Raw genomic sequence first — 16,400 nt, forward strand, 5'->3', positions numbered from 1 at the left:
TTTTTTAGAGGCTTAATTTAAAACATAACCTTATCAAAACTGCTGAAAACATATTAAGAGTGCATTCTATCGAGTCTTTTGGTACTCATGATGGTCCCGGAATTCGGATGATAGTATTCTTGCAAGGATGTAAATTAAAATGTTTGTATTGCCATAATCCAGACTCTATTGAAACTTCTGGAGGAACAGAATATCATATTGAAGATTTGGTGCAAATGGCACTTAAAATGAAACCTTATTTTGGTAAAAAAGGTGGTGTTACCGTATCTGGGGGAGAACCTTTGTTGCAAGCTAAAGAATTAATTCCATTTTTTAAAAGGTTAAAAGAAGAAGGCATCCATACCAATATCGATACAAATGGTAGAATATTAAATCATTTTTCTGAAGAATTATTGGATGAACACGCAGATTTGATTATGCTGGATATTAAGAGTATGACAGAGGAAGGTTACCAGTATATAACAGGGAAACCAAATAAAGAAATCTCATTCAAGTTTGCGAAACATAGAGAGGCTTCTGGAAAAAAAATGTGGTTACGTTATGTTTTAATTCCTGGTATTACCGATAAACCGGAACTTTTACATGCTTTGGGTAAGCATTTTAATGATTATAAAACTATTGAGAAAATTGAAATTCAACCATATCATAAACTAGGTATTCATAAATGGGAAGCTTTAGGTTGGGATTATCAACTTAAGGATGTACGTGAAAATACCAAGGAAGAAATTTTATCCGCTTCAGAGATTTTAAATCAATATTTTAATGAGGTAAAAATAAATTAATACATGTTGGTTCATATCAACATAAATCGATTATATGAATACTCCAAAAGAGGTCGTACAAATAGTAAATAAATTAGCTTTAAATAAAGGCAATTATAAAATAAATAAAACATTAATTCTAGCTTTTTTAGCAGGAGCATATATTGCTTTTGGAGGTTTGTTAGCCATTATTGTAGGCGGAGGATCTCCTGGTTTAGCTGCTAGTAATCCTGGAATAGTAAAATTTCTTTTTGGAGCAACATTTCCAATCGGGCTTATACTAGTTGTTACAGTTGGTGCTGAACTTTTTACTGGTAATAATGCTTATTTTGTGCCTAACGTTTTGAGCAGGAAACAGAATATTGGTGCTGTACTTAAAAATTGGGGATTAGTATATTTTGGTAATTTTTTAGGCGCAATTTTTGTTGCTTATGTAATTACACATTTAACTCATATTGTAAGTGGTTCCCCTTTTATAGATTCTGTACATAATGTTGCTGTGGGTAAAACAAGCCATACGTTTTTAGTCACATTTCTAAAAGGAATAGGAGCGAATTGGTTAGTTTGCTTGGCGGTTTGGCAAGGAATGGCGGCTAAGAATACAACGGGTAAAATACTTTCTATTTGGCTACCTGTAATGGCTTTTGTTACAATGGGGTTTGAGCATAGTATTGCAAATATGTATTTTATTCCTTTAGCTATTTTTGAAGGTGCCAATATTACTTGGACAAGTTTTCTAATAAATAACCTTATACCTGCCACCTTAGGAAATATTGTTGGTGGTGTTCTTTTTGTTGGTTTGCCTTATGGTTATTTATTTGGGAAATTAGATACCGGAATAAAAATATAACTTTTTAAAATTAAAGTATAAAAAAAGCACTTTCAAATATTGAAAGTGCTTTTTTTTATATTATAAAATTATCTTAAGCAGTTAACCACAATCTAGCATTCACAAAAGCTTCTAGCCATGGAGAAACTTCGTCCGTTCTTCCTTCTGGGTAATTTGCCCAGTTCCATTGAAACGTAGAACGCTCAATATGTGGCATAGTTACTAAGTGACGCCCTGTTTTATCAGAAAGCATTGCTGTGTTATAATCCGATCCGTTTGGATTATTTGGATACCCTTCGTAACCGTATTTAGCAACGATATTATAGTTTTCTTCGGAAAGCGGTAAGTTAAATTTACCTTCACCATGAGAAATCCAAACACCTAATTCCGTTCCTGCTAAAGTTGAAAGCATTACAGAGTTATTATCTTGAATTTTTACAGACGTGAAAGAACTTTCGTGTTTATGAGAATCATTATGAATCATTTTTCCGTGTACTTCATGCTCCGGATTAATTTCTTCTAATTCCATAAATAATTGACAACCATTACAGATACCAACCGATAAAGTATCTTCTCTTTTAAAGAAATCTTGAATTACTTTATTTGCTTTCTCGTTGTATTTAATTGCGCCTGCCCATCCTTTTGCAGAACCAAGTACATCTGAATTACTAAATCCACCAACGGCTCCTAAAAACTGAATATCTTCTAAGGTTTCACGACCAGAGATTAAATCTGTCATGTGTACATCCTTCACATCGAAACCAGCTAAATACATAGCGTTAGCCATTTCGCGTTCTGAATTTGATCCTTTTTCACGAAGAATAGCCGCCTTTGGGCGTTTGCCTGTAAAAGCTTCTAGTTTTCCTGTGAAATTTTTCGGGAATGTATATTGAAGAGGTTGATTTTTATAATTATTGAAACGTGCTTCAGCTAAATTATTTGCCGTTTGTTTTTTGTCTAATAAATAAGACGTTTTATACCAAACATCTCTAGTTTCTGCAACATCGAAAGAGAAACTCTCGTCGTTGTTTTTGATGTTTAATTGTCCTGTATTGTTTACAGAACCAATATTAATAGCCTTTATTTTATTTTCTGATAAGATAGTTTCAACAGAAGCATCTGCTTGAAAAACAATTCCTGAGTTTTCAGCAAAAAGTACTTTTATAGCATCTTCTTCACCTAATTTAGAAAGATCTAAATCGGCACCTAAATTAATATCAGCAAAGCAAAGTTCTAATAAAGTAGTAATTAAACCACCCGAAGCCACATCGTGACCAGCAACAATTTTATCTTCTGTTATTAAATTTTGAATGGTATTAAAAACTGCTTTTACATAAGTCGCATCTTTTACATTAGGTGTTTCGTTTCCAATAGCATTTAAGACTTGGTTGAAAGAACTTCCTCCTAATTTAAAATCGTCTTGAGAAATATTGATATAGTAAATGTTACCACCGTTTTGTTTTAAAACAGGTTCAACAACTTTAGTAATATCATTACAGTTAGCACCAGCAGAAATAATAACCGTTCCAGGAGAGATAACATCACCATCAGGATATTTTTGTTTCATAGAAAGTGAATCTTTTCCGGTTGGCACATTGATTCCTAAATCTATAGAAAATTCTGAAATTGCTTTTACAGCTTCGTATAAGCGCGCATCTTCACCTTCATTTTTACATGGCCACATCCAGTTTGCTGAAAGCGAAACCGCATTTAAGCCATCTTTTAAAGGTGCCCAAACTAAGTTTGTAAGTGCTTCTGTTATTGAGTTTCTACTTCCTGCAACAGGGTTAATTAAACCAGAAATAGGCGAGTGGCCTATAGAGGTTGCAACACCTTCTTTCCCTTTAAAATCTAGCGCCATAACACCAACATTGTTTAAAGGAATTTGCAAAGGTCCAACACATTGTTGTTTGGCAACTTTACCACCAACACAACGGTCTACTTTGTTTGTTAACCAATCTTTACAACCTACAGCTTCAAGTTGTAAAACTTGCTCTAAATAGATTTTTAAGTTTTTGGTTTTATAACGTGGGTTTTTATAATTTCTAACAACAGTTTTATCTGTTAAAACAGTTTTTGGAGAGCTACCAAACATATCTTCTAGAGCTAAATCCATTGGTTTGTCGCCTTTGGTCTTGGATTCGAAAGTAAAACGATCGTTACCAGTAACCTCTCCAACAGTGTACATTGGCGAACGTTCTCGGTCTGCAATTTTTTGAAGTATTTCAGTATGATCTTCAGAAATCACTAAGCCCATACGTTCTTGCGATTCGTTACCAATAATTTCTTTTGCTGATAAAGTCGGATCTCCAACAGGTAATTTATCTAAATCGATATGTCCTCCAGTATCTTCAACTAATTCTGATAAACAGTTTAAGTGTCCACCGGCGCCGTGATCGTGAATAGAAACAATGAAGTTTTCATCGCTTTCTACCATACCACGAACAGCATTGGCAGCACGTTTTTGCATTTCTGGATTAGAACGTTGTACTGCGTTTAACTCAATACCAGATGAAAGTGCACCTGTATCTGCAGAAGACACCGCAGCGCCTCCCATTCCAATTCTATAATTTTCACCACCAAGAATAACAATTTTGTCGCCTTCTTTTGGTGTATCTTTTAAAGCTTGATCTGCTTTACCGTAACCAATACCACCAGCTTGCATAATAACTTTATCGAAACCTAATTTTCTTGGTTCAGAATCGCTAGATGATGCGTTTTCGGCATGTTCAAAAGTTAAAACAGAACCTGTAATTAAAGGTTGTCCAAATTTATTTCCAAAATCTGAAGCACCATTTGAGGCTTTTATTAAAATATCCATTGGTGTTTGATAAAGCCATTTTCTAGCTTTAAACTTTTGTTCCCAATGGCGATTTTCTTCTAATCGAGAATAAGATGTCATGTAAACCGCTGTTCCTGCTAAAGGTAAAGATCCTTTTCCGCCAGCAAGACGGTCTCTAATTTCTCCACCAGCACCTGTTGCAGCACCGTTAAAAGGTTCTACGGTTGTTGGAAAGTTATGTGTTTCCGCTTTAAGAGAAATAACGGACTCGTAATTTTTTGTTTCGTAAAAATCTGGTTTGTCAGCTGTTTTAGGAGCAAATTGCTCTACAACTGGTCCTTTTACAAAAGCAACGTTATCTTTATAAGCCGAAACAATATCGTTTGGATGTGTTTCGGATGTTTTTCTAATTAATTTGAAAAGTGATGTTGGTTTTTCTTCGCCATCAATGACAAAGGTTCCGTTGAAAATTTTGTGACGACAGTGCTCTGAGTTTACTTGAGAAAAGCCGAAAACTTCAGAATCTGTTAAAGGACGTTTAATTTTTTTCGCAACACCTTCTAAATAATCAACCTCTTCAGTACTTAAAGATAAGCCTTCTTGCTCATTGTAAGCAGCAATATCTTCGATGTTTAAAATAGATTCTGGCTTAATATCGATAGTGAACATATCTTGATTTAAGCTAGAGAATTTTTCTGAAATCATTGGGTCGAAATCTTTGAACTCTTCCGTTGAAGCTGAAAACTCTTCAATTCTGATAATGTCTGAAATCCCCATATTCTGAGTGATTTCAACAGCATTTGTACTCCAAGGTGTAATCATGGCAGCACGTGGGCCAACAAAAAAAGCATCTATCGATGCTTGTTCTATTTGTGTTTGGTTGCCAAAAAGCCATGTTAATTTAGAGATGGTTTCGGTAGATAATTCTTTTGTTGTTTGAACAGCAAAGACATTGCTCGTTACGTTTCCAAAGAAATGAATCATTATATAGATGTTGTTAGTTTAAAGAAAGTGCAAATTTACTTTTTTTTAGCCGATTTTCTATTAAAAAAATACGATGGAAAATAGAGAGTTATTCACGAGGTTTTGAACAAAAAAAAGCGGCTTGAAAAAGCCGCTTTAGTTAAGAGTAGTAGTTTGCTTATTGTTTTACTATTTTTTTAGTGATGCTTCTTGCTTCCGAAGAAAGTTTTAAAATATAAATACCATGCTTTAAGTTTGCTAAATCTATGCTTTGCGCAGAAGAAGAAATAACACCTTTATTAGTTTGCTTTCCAAGAATATCATAGATACCAAATTCTAGAGGTTCGTTGGTGTCAATATTAATATTGCTTCCTTTTACTGGGTTTGGGTATATTTTTAGGTCTTCTAAAAATTTATCATCTGTACTTAATGAAGTGTAACAAGTCCAAGATAAATCATCTAGAATTACACGATCTCCACCACTTGTGTTTTCTGTAATTACAATAGTTACATTGCCAGTAATATTGATATTAGAAATGGTTGTTGTTTGTGCTGAATCTCCATAAGGTAGTGAGCCAACAACGTTACCATTTACCATAACGTCTAAATTTCCAGAGCCTCCGCTGTAAGCTCTTTGGGTGGTTGCGGTAAGGTTACCTATACCACCAGGGAACATTGGAGATGTAATATTACCTTCTTTAGTGCCTCTAACATCAAAAGTAATGGCTTTACTTTCTGGTGAAATAACTTCGTCTATTCTAGCTAGGGAGGCGGTCCATGAGCCACCATCATTTCCTGTCCAAGTTCTGTTTCCGTATTGGTTATTATTCAATCCGTCTGTGGAGACTAAGTTCTCGAAAGTTTCTGAGATACATGCATCAATTGCTGGCGTAGAATCTTCTAGTGTTGTTGCATTTACAGCATCGCTTAAATCCGATTTGTTATTTGCTAAATCAGTAGCAAGTACAGCAAAGCTATATGTAGTTTCTGGGTTTAGACCTGTAAGTGTTATTGTGGTTGTTGATTGTGAAGACAAAAAATATGCGCCATCAACATAAATTTGATAAGAGGTAACACCGGTATCATCTGTAGAGGCATCCCAACTTAAATCTACAGTAGTGCTTGTTGCGTTAGCTGCTGTTAAATTTGTTGGTGCTGTTGGAGCTTCTGTGTCTGTTGGTTGAGATTCTCCCCAGCGATTTGTTGCAGTTTGTCCGCCCCAAATAACAGTTGCTAAATAAGGATTATCAATAAAAGGATTTCTGTTTCCTTGTCCGTAGGTATTGTTAGCATCTCCGTGATAAGCATTTCTTTGATCTTCAACAATAGAAACAGGATCTTGTGCATTCCATTCTAAAAGTAAATTAATCATGTTGCTATCTATGGTATTTGTTTCTCCAATTGCAACAAACGATGGTTTACATTGTGTACCATATCTTAAATACATGTACATAATAATTCTTGCCGCATCACCTTTCCACTCATCACCAGGATACCAGCTTGCAGAAATATTAGCCGCTGTAGTTGTGATTGGGTTACCGTCTGATCCGATATTGGTTATGTATTTTAAATTTCCGCGATTGGAGTTCATTTTAACATCCGATGGTCTTAGGTTGTGAGCATCCGCATATGGAGGAACATCTTTACCTGTACTTTCTAATTTTGGACTTGCCAAAGAGTTTGGAAAGGTGTGTTCTCTGTTCCAATGAATTCCTTGGGTTCCTCCAGTGAGGCCGTTGCCACGTGTTCGGTCTGTAACATAGTTGCCGTCTGTATCACTGTAGCCGTAAATTAATAATACATTATTTAGGTTATCAGGATCTTGATCTGTTATTTTACTAGCGTTCCAAATGCCAGGTGTGTAAGTTAGGTATTGGGTGTGTTTTGTAGCTGTTTCTATGGCTAGGTCGTTAAAAAGGTCTAGTCCAGTTTGCGAAAAATCGACATCTTGGTAATAGCTTTGTAAGTTTTGTGGCGGTGTTAACTGCGCAAAACTTAAAGTTGTAATAAATAAAAAGAATAAGTAAAAGTGTTTCATAGAGAGAATGGATTAATTATTGTTTGAATTATAAAAATAAGATAAAACACATATTGAGGGTGTGTTTTGATTTTTCACAAAGTTAAAATCTTTTTCTCGTTCTTGTGTTAAGGAATTGTCAAGTCGATTATGTGCTATTATCAGAGTGTATTCGAAAATTTTATAAACAAAAAAAGACCATCTTTTCAGATAGTCTTTTTTATTTATGTTTTTAAGTGAATAGGTATTAGTTCGCTTTACGTTCTAGAAGAGCCATGTAAAACCCATCAAATCCAGATTTATGAGCCATTACCTTTTTATCTTTAACTAAAGAGAAATTCTCCCCAGCTTCCGATTTTAAAAAGGTTGCTACTTGGTCTTGATTTTCCGAAGGTAATACCGAACAAGTTGCGTAAACCATTTGTCCGCCAGGTTTAACCATTTTACAATACTGTTGGATAATTTCTTGTTGCGTTTTCTTGATTTTGTCAATAAACTCAGGTTGAAGTTTCCATTTAGCATCAGGGTTTCTTCTTAAAACACCTAAGCCAGAACAAGGCGCATCGATTAAAACACGATCGGCTTTATCGTAAAGTTTTTTAATAACTTTAGTAGATTCTATGGCACGGTTTTCAATATTATGAGCGCCGTTACGTTTAGCGCGTCTTTTTAATTCGTTCAATTTATTACCATAAATATCCATGGCAATAATTTGTCCTTTATTTTCCATTAAAGAAGCTAGGTGCAACGTTTTTCCTCCAGCACCAGCACAAGCATCTACAACACGCATACCTGGTTCTACATTTAAAAACTCGGCAACCAATTGTGAAGAGGCATCTTGTACTTCAAAATGTCCGTTTTTAAACATTTCAGTAGAAAATACATTAGCACGCTCTTTTAATTTTAGAGCACTTGGGTGATCTGGTAAAAAATCGGTTTCAATATCTAAATCGAATAAAGCAGTTTGTAGTTCTTCTTTAGTTGTTTTCAATGTATTAACACGTAAAATAACATCGGCTTGCACGTTTAGAGCTTCAATTTCTTTGCTCCAAAGTTCTTTGCCTAATTCTTTTACACCAATTTCATCCATCCAATCTGGGATAGATTCTTTAAATTTTCTATTGTTAGAAAGCTCATCATATCGACCTTTAATACGACGTAATGGTGTGCCTTCAAAATATTTCCAATCTGGTAATTTTACCCCCTTTAAAGTTGCCCAAACCGCAAACATACGCCACAGATTGTCACGATCAAAAGGTTCTTTTACTTCAGCAATTTCAGCGTATAGACGTTTCCATCGCACCATTTCATAAGTAGTTTCAGCAACAAAACCACGGTCTCTTGCTCCCCAACGTTTATCACGTTTTAAAAGTTGTTGTATCACCTTATCGGCGTATTTGCCTTCGTTAAAAATTAGGGTTAAACCATCAATAACCGCAAAGCATAAATTTCTGTGTAATCGCATTTTTTCTAGTTCTCAGTTTTCAGTTGGAAGTTTTCAAACAAAAGTTATCCATCTTTCATCCAAACTGCATTAATTATTAGAGTTTGCAAAGTTACGCTTTATTCATTAATAATTTTTCTTAATTTGCAGCGATTAATTAAGGTATTTGGAAGAACAAGATTTTATAAACGATTTAAGAGCAGGTAAGCAATTTGCGTATGGAAAGTTAATAGATAGCTTTCAGCAAAAAGTTTTTGCAACCTGTATCTCGTTTGTACCCAATAAAGAAGATGCAGAAGATATTGCGCAGGATGTTTTTGTGGAGGTTTTTAATTCGATTAATAAGTTTAAAGGGAATTCAAAATTATCAACTTGGATTTACCGGATTACCACCAATAAATGTTTAGAGTTTATTAGGAAGAAAAATACTAAAAAACGGTTTGCCTTTCTACAATCTATTATGGGGAATGAAATTCCTATGGATAAAACCAAGTATTTTACCGAAATGAATCATCCAGGTGTTTTGTTAGAAAATAAAGAAAAAAGTGAAACGCTGTTTAAGGCTATAAACCAGTTACCCGATGCTCAGCGTGTTGTTTTTACTTTAAGTAAAATAGATGGACTTAGTAATCAGGAGGTTTGTGATATTACAGAAAAAAGTTTGTCGTCGGTAGAATCGTTAATGTTTAGAGCTAAAAAAAACTTGCAAGATGTTTTAGGTGATTTTTATAAAAACGAAATGAAGTGAAAAAAAAATGGCTACTAACGCAAGTTTTAATAAAATATTGCATCTAAACATTTATAACACAAAAGATATGGATATTAATAAAGACATACAGCAGAAAATAGATAGTGTTTTAAACGCTGTCGATGGTATTGAAACCGTAAATGTGTCTCCTTTTTTTAAGGATAAAACCATGCAACGTTTATTTTCTGAAAAAGAAAAAGTAGTGGAGCAATCAAGTTGGTTTACTCCAAAATTACAATTGGCAACATTGGTATGTGTTGTTGTTTTAAACGTAATTGCATTTACGCAATTAGATAGTTCGGGAGCGTCTAGTTATGACGAGAATCTTAATGAGTTTGCAGAAACTTATGGTTTGTCGTCTAGTTCAACAACATCATTTTTAAATTAAAAATCAAATGAAAAAAAATATAGTTTTATACATTCTGCTTATCTTTTTAGTAGCTGTTAATGCTTTTTTTCTCTTTAATTATTTAGGGAAGCCTATAGGGAAACAAAAGATGGAGCGCGAAGACCCTATGAGTTTTATTATAGATGAGTTAAACTTTAACGAAGAGCAACTAGAGGCTGTGCAAGTTTTAAATAGAGAGCATCGTCAAAATATGATGAGAAACAATAGTGGTATCAAAAAAATGAAGGATGCTTTGTTTAGTAAATTATCAGATAAAGAACTAGATCCTGAAGTTGTAGATTCTTTGGCTCGAACAATTGCTTTAAAAGAAATGGAGTTCGATAAAATGGCATTTTATCATTTTAGAGATATTCAAGAATTATGCAATGCTGAACAAAAAGAAAAGTTTAAGAGTATAATGAATGATGCGCTTAAAAAAGGTTCGAACAATAGAGAGAGATTACCTAATGAAGAAAGCGGAGAAAGAAATGGACCTCCGCCACCAGGAGGAATGGGAGGTGATCGTCAAGGTCCGCCGCCGCCAATGCATTAAAATTTAAAAGAAAAGACACTAATTTTTAGTGTCTTTTCTTTTGTGATTATATTAACAAAAGCATGCGCAAGTTTATGCTTGAGATACCATCTAAACTTACATAAACATTTAAATAATTTTTTAAGATGAAAAATAAAACAATTAAAACAGGTGCCTTAGTTTTTGGATTGGCACTATTAGGTTCTACTCAAACATTTGCACAGTCGGAAGAAAAGGGAAATCAAAAACCGCCATCATTTAGTGAGTTGTTGAAAAAGCTAGATGCCAATGAAGATGGTAAACTATCGGAAAATGAAGTAGACGGACCGTTAAAAGAGCAGTTTGCTACAATTGATGCCGATAAAGATGGTTTTATTACTGAAGCTGAAATGAAACCGAAGGCAAAAGAAGCAAAATCGGAAAAGAAGAGTAAAGGTCAAGGAAAAGGTATGCCAACTTATACGGAGTTGTTAGAGCAAATGGATACTGATAAGGATGGTAAACTTTCTAAAAGTGAAGTTAAGGGGCCTTTGAAAAACGATTTCTCTAAAGTTGATACTAATAAAGATGGTTTTTTATCTGAGGCAGAATTAAAAAATGCTCCAAAGCCAGAGCGTCCACAAAGAAGATAATTCCTTAATATTTTTAGTGTAGACTATAACTCTCAATAGTTTATTTTAAAGACTCAAAATTTATAAATTTTGAGTCTTTTTTTATGTTAAGATTTTTTTAACATAATACAAGCGCAAGTTTTAAAACAGATGGGCATCTAAACTTTATATAACAATTTAATAACATTCTATTAATATTAAATAAGTTGATAATATGCCGCAAAACATTCAAAAATTAATGAGTAGGTTTTCTTCTATTTCGTTAGAAGAAATGAACAGTGTTGCCTTAATGAAACGAACCGATACTAAGTTTGTAATTAATAAGGAGCAATTGCTAGCTGTTTTAAGTAAAATAGATGACCAGTATAAAGTATTGGAAATTAAAAAGGATAGAATAATGAGTTATTCTTCGTTGTATTTTGATACGGATGATAACAAATTTTATAATGATCACCATAATGGCAAGAATAATCGAACTAAAATTCGGCAGCGTAAATATGTAGAATCTAATCTTTGTTTTTTGGAAATAAAGCAAAAAAACGGAAAGGGCGAAACAAATAAATCTAGGATTCCCGTAAGTGATTTTGAAGTTGATTTATCAAAATCTTCTACCGCGTTTATTTCAGAAACCACTAACGAGGTTTATAATTTGGAACCCAGTTTATGGAATGGGTTTAATAGAATAACCTTGGTGAGTTTAAAAAATAAAGAGCGTGTTACTATAGATTTAAATCTTTCTTATAAAATGAATGACATCGAGAAAAAATTTGAGAATCTCGTTGTTGTAGAAGTGAAACAAGAACGTTTTAATCGAAATTCTGCCATAGTAAAAGCTTTAAAAGTATTACGCCAGCATCCTTATAGTATTAGTAAATATTGTATCGGCATGGTTAGTCTTTACAACGATATAAAGTATAATGTATTCAAGAAAAAATTAATTAAAATAAATAATATAACAGCATAATTATGGAGTTTTTAGAGATACCAATTTTCGATGATGATTTTTTTAAAATGGGATTCCGGTTTCTAATAAATTTAGGGTTTCTTACCTTAATTATTCGATATCTATATTACACATCATCTCGACGGAAAGATTATCTGTTTACGTTTTATATGATAAGTTTTATTGTATTCTTTTTGTGTTTTACGCTTAAAAAATATGAATTAGATATTGGTATGGCGCTTGGGCTTTTTGCCATATTTGGTATAATTCGGTATAGAACCGATGCTATTGCTATAAAAGAAATGACCTATTTGTTTGTGGTTATTGGGATATCCGTAATGAACTCGTTGGCGAATAAAAAAATGAGTTATGCCGAAATTCTTTTAGCGAATACCGTAGTTGTTATTTCAATAGCTATTATAGAAAAATTTTGGCATCTAAAGCACGAGGTTACTAAAGAGGTGGTTTATGAAAATATTGAAAATATTAAACCCGAAAATCATGCTTTGCTTAAAGCTGATTTAGAAAAAAGGACAGGGTTGGTAATAAATGAAATATCTGTTGGAAATGTAGATTTTTTAAGAGACACGGCAGTGTTAACTATTTATTATTATAACAAGAGATAATATGAAGAGTCAAATTAAACATATAAAGTTAAGGCGGTGTTTTTTATTAAATACTACACTAATTATTATGCTTAGCGGTTATTTAAGTTTTGGACAATCTGGAGATAGTGATTGGGGATCTTGGAATACTATAGGTTTAGAGTATAAATTAGATAAAAAATGGACGTTTAGTTTAGAAGAGCAACTTCGGTTAAAAGAGAATATATCTGTTGTAGACGAATATTTTACGCAGTTGGGTGCCGAATATAAACTGTTTAAAGGTTTTAATCTCGCTGGAGGGGTTCGGTATATTCGTCAAAATGATAATCAAGGAAATATTCAGGGTTACGAAAATCATTTTAGGTATAATATCGATGCGACTTATAAACACGATGTAGATAATTTCACTCTTGGTTACCGCTTACGCTATCAGAATAAAAATGAATTAGGCGTTTCTGCAGCAGAGGGAGATTACGCCAATCAAAATATTAGACTAAAAGCATCTATAGAATACAATATTAAAAAGTGGAAATTAGATCCTAAATTTTCCGCAGAATTATTTAATCATTTTGAAAAGGAGGATGATAATGGTTTTAGTAAATACAGATTAACGTTTGGTACCGATTATAAAATTAAAAAAATTGGAAAAATTGGGGTTTTCTATCGTTTTGAAAAAGAGTTAAACGTGGATTTACCCGATGTTACCAATATTATTGGCTTAAAATTTATATATACAATCAAAAACAAATAATTATGAAGAGAATTAATTTAAAAACAACAACAATAGCTTTTTTGAGTATAATAACCATGGGACTGTTTTTACTTATAAGCTGCTCGAGTAAAGAGTCTATTACTGATAGTGAAGATGAAACTAGTGAAGCTGAGACTGAAGTTGTAATCGATGATGCAGATTTTGAAGCTACAGACTGGACGGTCGATACGCACTCTAAAGATGCAGATCCTAATTTCGATGAGGTGTTTGAAGATGATGCTGTAAAAAGAATAGATATTGTAATATCGGAAGATAATTGGGATGTTATGATGGATGATATGGAAGATTTATATGGAACTTTTGGAAGGTCTCGAGGTAATAGTTTTTCAGATGAAAATCCTGTTTTTGTTCCTGCTTCAGTGTTTTATAATGATATTGAATGGTATAAAGTAGGCGTTCGTTTTAAAGGTAATTCGAGTTTAGCAAGTTCTTGGGGTTCGGGTATTTTAAAATTATCATTTAAATTGGATTTTGATGAATTTGAAGATGATTACCCACAAATAAAAAACCAACGTTTTTATGGTTTTAAAAAATTAAGTCTTAAAAATAATTATTTAGACAAATCTATGTTACGCGAAAAAGTAGCAACAGATATTTTTAGAAACGCTGGTTTAGTGGCTTCGCATACGGCATTTTACAAGGTTTATGTAGATCATGGTGATGGACCCGAGTATTTTGGGGCATATACTATGGTTGAGGAGGTAGATGATACCGTTATAGATACACAATACAGTGATAACGACGGAAATTTATATAAGCCTGACGGTGATGCAGCAAGTTTTGCTAGCGGAAGTTATGATGAGGATGAGTATGTTAAAAAAACGAATGAAGATGAAGCTGATTTTTCTGATGTTGCAAACTTATTAGATGTCTTGCATGATAGTTCTAGAACTTCCGATGCAGCGGCATGGAGAGCAAGTTTAGAAACCGTGTTTGATACGGATGTATTTTTAAAATATTTAGCTGTAAATACAGTTATTCAAAACTGGGATACTTATGGTAGAATGACGCATAATTATTTTTTATATAATAACCCAGATACAGGGAAATTAAATTGGATTCCTTGGGATAATAATGAAGCGCTTCAAACAGGAAATCAAGGCGGTTCATACGCTTTAAATTTTCAAGGTTTAAGTTCTTCTTCATGGCCATTAATAGGGTATTTGTATAGCGATGAAGTTTATAAAGCTCAATATGATACCTATGTTCAGGAAGTTGTAGATGGGCCTTTTAATACTACAACTATGCAAGCTTTATACGATTCGTATGCTATTTTGTTAGAAGAAGCTGCGACTTCAGAGGTAGATGGGTATACTTTTTTAAGTTCGAGTTCCGATTTTCAATCTGCAATAAATACATTAAAAAGTCATGTGTCTAGTAGAGCGTCTGCTGTGTCTAGTTATTTAGACGAATAAAATTGTTTTTTTTTGATGAAACACCCTTTAAATGTTATGTTTTTAGGGTGTTTTTTTATTCATATAAATAAAAAAAAATAAAATATCGCAAGTTTATTTTTAGAATGGCATCTAAAAAATATAATCAACATAGTATAACTTTAAATATAATATTAAAAATGAAAAAGGAAATTAAAAAAATAGTACCGTATTCGAGCTTTTTAGCTTTGATATTAATGTCGGTACTTGCGTGCAGTAGTAGTGAGGATAGCAGTTCTGAAGAAGCTGATAATGATGATGAAGGAGAAGCAGTAACAGAATTACATGCTGCTTTTGCAGCATTTAATTCAGATGCGGTTACGGCTATTTTATCTGATGATGGTACGGAAGTCTATATTGAAACAACAGGGTATCCAGACCATACCTCAGTGTATTGGGAAACAGATAATGCGCTTTATATAGATGAGCCAGATGTTTCAAAAACAACTCAAGGCACTTATATAGGTGGTGGACAAGGTGAAGCTGCAAGTTTTACAGTTGATGCTACGCCAGACTTAACAGGGGCAACTGTTGCAACACAATTAAATACTATTGGTATAGCGGTTAGTGGAGCGTCTATATTTAATGATCAAGAGGGTGCAGGAGATTTGGATGAAGCTGCCGGAAGTTTAGATTGGGCTGGAGCTCATAAAGGCCCTGGTGTGTATCATTATCATTTAGAGCCTACACCGATTACTAGTGATGATGATAGTTTAGTTGGTATATTGCTAGATGGTGTTTTTATTTATGGAAGACAGTGTAGTTCAACAGGAGGAACGCCTACAGATTTAGATGCTTCAGGTGGTCATACATCCGTTACGCAATATACAGATGGTGTAGAGGAGTATCATTATCATATTATTAATGAAGTGTATGCTGCAGGTAATTATGCGTATACACCTGCGTATGTTCTTTTTGCAGGACCATTTCAAGGATACTAAATTTAAAAAATATGAAACCAATTCTTTTTTTTATACTTATTGCTTTATCAATCACGAGTTGTGAAAAAGGTATATCTAACAAAACAGTTAATGCCGTTGTTGGTGAAGATGAGTTAATCGTTATTGATAGTGTTGAAGTTTTAAAAGAAGAATTGGTTCTTAATGGAAATAAAGGCATCTGGTATTATAGCGATAAGCCTTATAATGGTTATTCTTTAAAGTACCACCCAAATGGCGTTTTAGAAGAAAAATGGGGTTTTTATAATGGTAAAAGAGAAGGTGTTGCCAAACGTTGGACTAAAAACGATAAGCTTCAATTAGAGTCTTATTATAAAAATAATCGGTTAGTAGGTAGTTATAAGACCTGGTGGGGAAATGGCCTTTTGTCAGGTGAAACTTATTACGAAAACGGCGTTAAGCAAGGTGTTGAAAGAAAATGGTTTTCAGATGGGCAATTGAATAAATTAAGAAATTTTGTTGATGGAAAAGAACATGGTTTTCAAAAAGCTTGGTTAGCTAATGGCAAAATGTATGTTAATTATGAAGCTAAAAATGGTCGTGTTTTCGGTATGAGAAGAGCAACCTCATGTGTTAGATTAGAAGATGAAGTAGTTATTAGGAAAAAATAATG

The 16,400-nt window shown here is 33.5% G+C and carries 15 protein-coding genes; 12 read left to right on the plus strand and 3 right to left on the minus strand.

The genetic code is table 11. From position 1 onward, the window contains the following. The first annotated feature begins 59 nt into the window (after positions 1-59). A complete protein-coding gene (gene pflA / locus M4I23_RS13775) occupies positions 60-782 on the plus strand; it encodes a pyruvate formate-lyase-activating protein (RefSeq protein WP_249754811.1) in 723 nt (240 codons plus the stop codon). A 34-nt stretch (positions 783-816) separates the two neighbouring features. Beyond that, positions 817-1,611: a formate/nitrite transporter family protein gene (locus M4I23_RS13780; protein ID WP_249754812.1), complete on the plus strand. Its 795-nt coding sequence runs from the start codon at positions 817-819 to the stop codon at positions 1,609-1,611. A gap of 73 nt (positions 1,612-1,684) precedes the next feature. On the opposite strand, the gene purL is transcribed toward M4I23_RS13780, so the two are convergent. From purL to M4I23_RS13795, 3 genes are all read right to left on the minus strand, one after another. After that, positions 1,685-5,356 (minus strand): phosphoribosylformylglycinamidine synthase, encoded by a 3,672-nt coding sequence (gene purL / locus M4I23_RS13785; protein WP_249754813.1) that lies wholly within the window; start codon positions 5,354-5,356, stop codon positions 1,685-1,687. A 157-nt stretch (positions 5,357-5,513) separates the two neighbouring features. Then, a complete protein-coding gene (locus M4I23_RS13790; protein WP_249754814.1) occupies positions 5,514-7,373 on the minus strand; it encodes an endonuclease in 1,860 nt (619 codons plus the stop codon). Between the two features lie 226 nt (positions 7,374-7,599). Continuing rightward, entirely contained in the window at positions 7,600-8,817 is a 1,218-nt protein-coding gene (locus M4I23_RS13795) for an RsmB/NOP family class I SAM-dependent RNA methyltransferase (protein WP_158848345.1), read from the minus strand. 145 nt (positions 8,818-8,962) lie between these two features. Here M4I23_RS13795 and M4I23_RS13800 point away from each other — a divergent pair, with 145 nt between their 5' ends. The 10 genes from M4I23_RS13800 (at position 8,963) to M4I23_RS13845 (ending at position 16,398) form a co-directional block, all read left to right on the plus strand. Further along, positions 8,963-9,544: an RNA polymerase sigma factor gene (locus M4I23_RS13800; protein ID WP_158848347.1), complete on the plus strand. Its 582-nt coding sequence runs from the start codon at positions 8,963-8,965 to the stop codon at positions 9,542-9,544. A gap of 7 nt (positions 9,545-9,551) precedes the next feature. Continuing rightward, entirely contained in the window at positions 9,552-9,932 is a 381-nt protein-coding gene (locus M4I23_RS13805) for a hypothetical protein (RefSeq protein ID WP_158848349.1), read from the plus strand. A gap of 7 nt (positions 9,933-9,939) precedes the next feature. Beyond that, complete coding sequence (locus M4I23_RS13810) at positions 9,940-10,485, plus strand: Spy/CpxP family protein refolding chaperone (protein ID WP_249754815.1); 546 nt, start codon at positions 9,940-9,942, stop codon at positions 10,483-10,485. A 125-nt stretch (positions 10,486-10,610) separates the two neighbouring features. Then, positions 10,611-11,096 carry an EF-hand domain-containing protein gene (locus tag M4I23_RS13815; RefSeq protein WP_249754816.1) on the plus strand — a complete coding sequence of 162 codons (486 nt, stop codon included), beginning with the start codon at positions 10,611-10,613 and terminating at the stop codon, positions 11,094-11,096. A gap of 217 nt (positions 11,097-11,313) precedes the next feature. Next, positions 11,314-12,039 (plus strand): polyphosphate polymerase domain-containing protein, encoded by a 726-nt coding sequence (locus tag M4I23_RS13820; RefSeq protein WP_158848355.1) that lies wholly within the window; start codon positions 11,314-11,316, stop codon positions 12,037-12,039. 2 nt (positions 12,040-12,041) lie between these two features. Then, positions 12,042-12,644 (plus strand): DUF4956 domain-containing protein, encoded by a 603-nt coding sequence (locus M4I23_RS13825; RefSeq protein ID WP_249754817.1) that lies wholly within the window; start codon positions 12,042-12,044, stop codon positions 12,642-12,644. Between the two features lie 67 nt (positions 12,645-12,711). Further along, positions 12,712-13,374 carry a DUF2490 domain-containing protein gene (locus M4I23_RS13830; RefSeq protein ID WP_249754818.1) on the plus strand — a complete coding sequence of 221 codons (663 nt, stop codon included), beginning with the start codon at positions 12,712-12,714 and terminating at the stop codon, positions 13,372-13,374. A 2-nt stretch (positions 13,375-13,376) separates the two neighbouring features. Next, entirely contained in the window at positions 13,377-14,810 is a 1,434-nt protein-coding gene (locus M4I23_RS13835) for a CotH kinase family protein (RefSeq protein ID WP_158848361.1), read from the plus strand. A 158-nt stretch (positions 14,811-14,968) separates the two neighbouring features. After that, positions 14,969-15,769: a YHYH protein gene (locus M4I23_RS13840; RefSeq protein ID WP_249754819.1), complete on the plus strand. Its 801-nt coding sequence runs from the start codon at positions 14,969-14,971 to the stop codon at positions 15,767-15,769. An 11-nt stretch (positions 15,770-15,780) separates the two neighbouring features. After that, positions 15,781-16,398 (plus strand): toxin-antitoxin system YwqK family antitoxin, encoded by a 618-nt coding sequence (locus M4I23_RS13845; RefSeq protein WP_249754820.1) that lies wholly within the window; start codon positions 15,781-15,783, stop codon positions 16,396-16,398. Positions 16,399-16,400: the final 2 nt, after the last annotated feature.

Source organism: Algibacter sp. L4_22, assembly GCF_023473045.1.
In the GTDB taxonomy this organism is placed as follows: Bacteria; Bacteroidota; Bacteroidia; order Flavobacteriales; family Flavobacteriaceae; genus Algibacter.

Bases quoted from the DNA above. Each gene is read 5' to 3' on its own strand.
- M4I23_RS13815 (WP_249754816.1), top strand. From the start codon at position 10,611: ATGAAAAATAAAACAATTAAAACAGGTGCCTTAGTTTTTGGATTGGCA.
- purL (WP_249754813.1), bottom strand. From the start codon at position 5,356: ATGATTCATTTCTTTGGAAACGTAACGAGCAATGTCTTTGCTGTTCAA.
- M4I23_RS13840 (WP_249754819.1), top strand. From the start codon at position 14,969: ATGAAAAAGGAAATTAAAAAAATAGTACCGTATTCGAGCTTTTTAGCT.
- M4I23_RS13845 (WP_249754820.1), top strand. From the start codon at position 15,781: ATGAAACCAATTCTTTTTTTTATACTTATTGCTTTATCAATCACGAGT.
- M4I23_RS13795 (WP_158848345.1), bottom strand. From the start codon at position 8,817: ATGCGATTACACAGAAATTTATGCTTTGCGGTTATTGATGGTTTAACC.
- M4I23_RS13805 (WP_158848349.1), top strand. From the start codon at position 9,552: ATGGCTACTAACGCAAGTTTTAATAAAATATTGCATCTAAACATTTAT.
- M4I23_RS13810 (WP_249754815.1), top strand. From the start codon at position 9,940: ATGAAAAAAAATATAGTTTTATACATTCTGCTTATCTTTTTAGTAGCT.
- M4I23_RS13835 (WP_158848361.1), top strand. From the start codon at position 13,377: ATGAAGAGAATTAATTTAAAAACAACAACAATAGCTTTTTTGAGTATA.
- M4I23_RS13820 (WP_158848355.1), top strand. From the start codon at position 11,314: ATGAGTAGGTTTTCTTCTATTTCGTTAGAAGAAATGAACAGTGTTGCC.
- M4I23_RS13825 (WP_249754817.1), top strand. From the start codon at position 12,042: ATGGAGTTTTTAGAGATACCAATTTTCGATGATGATTTTTTTAAAATG.
- M4I23_RS13780 (WP_249754812.1), top strand. From the start codon at position 817: ATGAATACTCCAAAAGAGGTCGTACAAATAGTAAATAAATTAGCTTTA.
- M4I23_RS13790 (WP_249754814.1), bottom strand. From the start codon at position 7,373: ATGAAACACTTTTACTTATTCTTTTTATTTATTACAACTTTAAGTTTT.
- M4I23_RS13830 (WP_249754818.1), top strand. From the start codon at position 12,712: ATGCTTAGCGGTTATTTAAGTTTTGGACAATCTGGAGATAGTGATTGG.